Here is a 2,386-nt window from a genome sequence, read left to right on the forward strand (position 1 = left end):
CCCTTACGCGTCAACCGGTTGACCGGTAGACTTGAACACGCGTTGTTTCTTGCCATCTTCAGAGATAGCAATGCCAACACGATCAGCCTTGTCGGTTTCTGTGTTCAGGATTGCAACGTTGGAAGCCTGAATAGGCGCTTCTTTCTCAACGATGCCACCAGGGGTGCCCAATGTCGGGTTTGGCTTCTGATGCTTCTTGATCATGTTGATACCAGAAACGATCAGCTTGCCATCGGCACGAACGGTTTGCACTTTGCCGCGCTTACCTTTGTCCTTGCCTGCAATGACGATAACTTCGTCGTCACGACGGATCTTTTTCATTTCCTGCTCCCTTACAGTACTTCTGGTGCCAGGGAAATGATCTTCATAAACTGCTCACCACGCAGTTCACGAGTCACTGGCCCAAAGATACGGGTACCGATTGGCTGATTGCTTGCGTTCAGCAGAACGGCAGCATTGCCATCGAAGCGGATTACGGAACCGTCTGGACGACGAACGCCTTTTTTAGTACGCACTACAACTGCGTTCATCACCTGGCCTTTCTTGACCTTACCGCGTGGAATTGCTTCCTTAACGGTGACTTTGATGATGTCGCCGATGTGGGCGTAGCGGCGATGGGATCCACCCAACACCTTGATACACTGTACTCGACGAGCGCCGGAGTTATCGGCTACTTCGAGTTGAGATTCTGTCTGGATCATGCTTATTCTCCAAGCCCAAACTGCAGACGGGTACCCGCCAGTCGTTGTACAACAGGCTGGCCACAAGACCAGCCACTTCTACTCAGACCCAGGGCACCGTGGCCTTATATTTGAGTAGCACGCTCATCAATGGAAACCAGTTCAAATGTCTTGGACTTAGACAAAGGACGTGTTTCCTTGATTGTGACAATATCACCCATACGGCAATCATTGTTTTCGTCGTGAGCGTGCAACTTGGTGGACCGCTTAACGATCTTACCGTAGAGCGGATGTTTAACACGGCGCTCAATAAGAACGGTGACGGTCTTGTCCATCTTGTCACTCACAACCTTACCGGTCAGAGTACGGACTTTCTTGTCTTCAGCCATTGTTAAATACCTGCCTTCTCATTCAACGCCGTCTTAATACGGGCGATGTCGCGTCGGGTCTGCTTCAGCAGATGAGTCTGACTCAGCTGACCCGTCGCTTTCTGCATACGGTAGTTAAATTGGTCCCGCAGCAGTGTGACCAGCTCTTCGTTGAGCTGTTCAACCGTTTTTTCACGCAATTCAGCAGCTTTCATCACATCACGCTCCGCTTAACGAAGGCAGTTTCCACTGGCAGCTTTGCGGCAGCAAGGGCAAACGCCTCGCGAGCCAGCTCTTCGGACACACCTTCCATTTCGTACAGGACACGACCCGGCTGGATCTGTGCTACCCAGTACTCGACACTACCCTTACCTTTACCCATACGAACCTCGAGGGGTTTTTTGGAGATCGGTTTGTCAGGGAAGACGCGAATCCAGATTTTACCACCACGCTTGATGTGACGGGTCATGGCACGACGTGCTGCTTCGATCTGACGAGCAGTTATGCGTCCACGGCCTGTTGCTTTCAATGCGTATTCACCGAAGCTAACAGTGGAGCCGCGGTGTGCCAGGCCGCGATTGCGACCCTTTTGCTGCTTACGAAATTTCGTACGCTTTGGCTGTAACATTACCGCGCTCCTTACTTCTTAGCCTGTCTCTTCTTAGGACGTTTGGCTGGTTCTTTAGGCTGCTTTTCAGTTTCAGCTGCCATTCCGCCAATCACTTCGCCTTTGAAGATCCATACTTTAACGCCCAGGATACCGTAGGTAGTCAGAGCTTCATAAGTTGCGTAATCGATGTCCGCACGCAGAGTGTGCAGAGGTACGCGACCCTCACGGTACCATTCGGTACGAGCAATTTCAGCGCCGCCAAGACGACCACTGATTTGCACTTTGATGCCCTTCGCGCCCAGACGCATAGCATTCTGTACAGAACGCTTCATGGCACGACGGAACATGACACGACGCTCCAGCTGACCCGCGATAGACTGTGCAACCAGCATTGCGTCCAGTTCGGGTTTGCGAACTTCTTCAATGTTGATGTGAACAGGTACGCCCATCATTTTGGTAACAGCCTGGCGCAGCTTCTCAACGTCTTCGCCTTTTTTACCGATCACAATGCCTGGACGGGCAGTGAAGATGGTAACGCGAGCGCTTTGAGCCGGACGCTGGATGTCGATACGGCTTACGGAAGCATTTTTCAGCTTCTTCTGCAGGAAATCACGAACTTCCAGATCGGTAATCAGCTTATCAGCGTATTGCTGACCTTCAGCAAACCATACAGATCTGTGGGGCTTTACGATGCCCAGTCGGATCCCATTTGGATGTACTTTCTGACC

General features: G+C 51.6%; 6 protein-coding genes. All 6 read right to left on the bottom strand.

Annotated features, from left to right (window positions below; all coding sequences use genetic code 11):
* Window positions 1-3: 3 nt before the first annotated feature.
* The gene (gene rplX, locus KDK17_RS12760) at window positions 4-321 is read right to left on the bottom strand and encodes a 50S ribosomal protein L24 (protein WP_257253580.1); all 318 of its coding nucleotides are present in this window, start codon (window positions 319-321) and stop codon (window positions 4-6) included.
* Window positions 322-332: 11 nt separating this feature from the next.
* Window positions 333-701, bottom strand: a complete 369-nt coding sequence (gene rplN / locus KDK17_RS12765) for a 50S ribosomal protein L14 (protein ID WP_062268071.1) — start codon at window positions 699-701, stop codon at window positions 333-335.
* Between the two features lie 104 nt (window positions 702-805).
* Complete coding sequence (gene rpsQ / locus KDK17_RS12770; RefSeq protein WP_034841753.1) at window positions 806-1,069, bottom strand: 30S ribosomal protein S17; 264 nt, start codon at window positions 1,067-1,069, stop codon at window positions 806-808.
* Window positions 1,070-1,071: 2 nt separating this feature from the next.
* Window positions 1,072-1,263: a 50S ribosomal protein L29 gene (gene rpmC / locus KDK17_RS12775; protein ID WP_252177324.1), complete on the bottom strand. Its 192-nt coding sequence runs from the start codon at window positions 1,261-1,263 to the stop codon at window positions 1,072-1,074.
* A complete protein-coding gene (gene rplP, locus KDK17_RS12780; RefSeq protein ID WP_034841748.1) occupies window positions 1,263-1,676 on the bottom strand; it encodes a 50S ribosomal protein L16 in 414 nt (137 codons plus the stop codon). The genes rpmC and rplP overlap by 1 nt, the downstream gene beginning before the upstream one ends.
* An 11-nt stretch (window positions 1,677-1,687) precedes the next feature.
* A partial coding sequence (rpsC, locus tag KDK17_RS12785; RefSeq protein ID WP_257288215.1) for a 30S ribosomal protein S3 occupies window positions 1,688-2,386 on the bottom strand: 699 nt, incomplete at its 5' end.

This window comes from Endozoicomonas sp. SESOKO2 (assembly GCF_024606245.1).
Lineage (GTDB): Bacteria > Pseudomonadota > Gammaproteobacteria > Pseudomonadales > Endozoicomonadaceae > Endozoicomonas_A.

Coding starts and splice junctions, on each gene's coding strand:
- rplN (WP_062268071.1), bottom strand. CDS start 701: ATGATCCAGACAGAATCTCAACTCGAAGTAGCCGATAACTCCGGCGCT.
- rpmC (WP_252177324.1), bottom strand. CDS start 1,263: ATGAAAGCTGCTGAATTGCGTGAAAAAACGGTTGAACAGCTCAACGAA.
- rpsQ (WP_034841753.1), bottom strand. CDS start 1,069: ATGGCTGAAGACAAGAAAGTCCGTACTCTGACCGGTAAGGTTGTGAGT.
- rplP (WP_034841748.1), bottom strand. CDS start 1,676: ATGTTACAGCCAAAGCGTACGAAATTTCGTAAGCAGCAAAAGGGTCGC.
- rplX (WP_257253580.1), bottom strand. CDS start 321: ATGAAAAAGATCCGTCGTGACGACGAAGTTATCGTCATTGCAGGCAAG.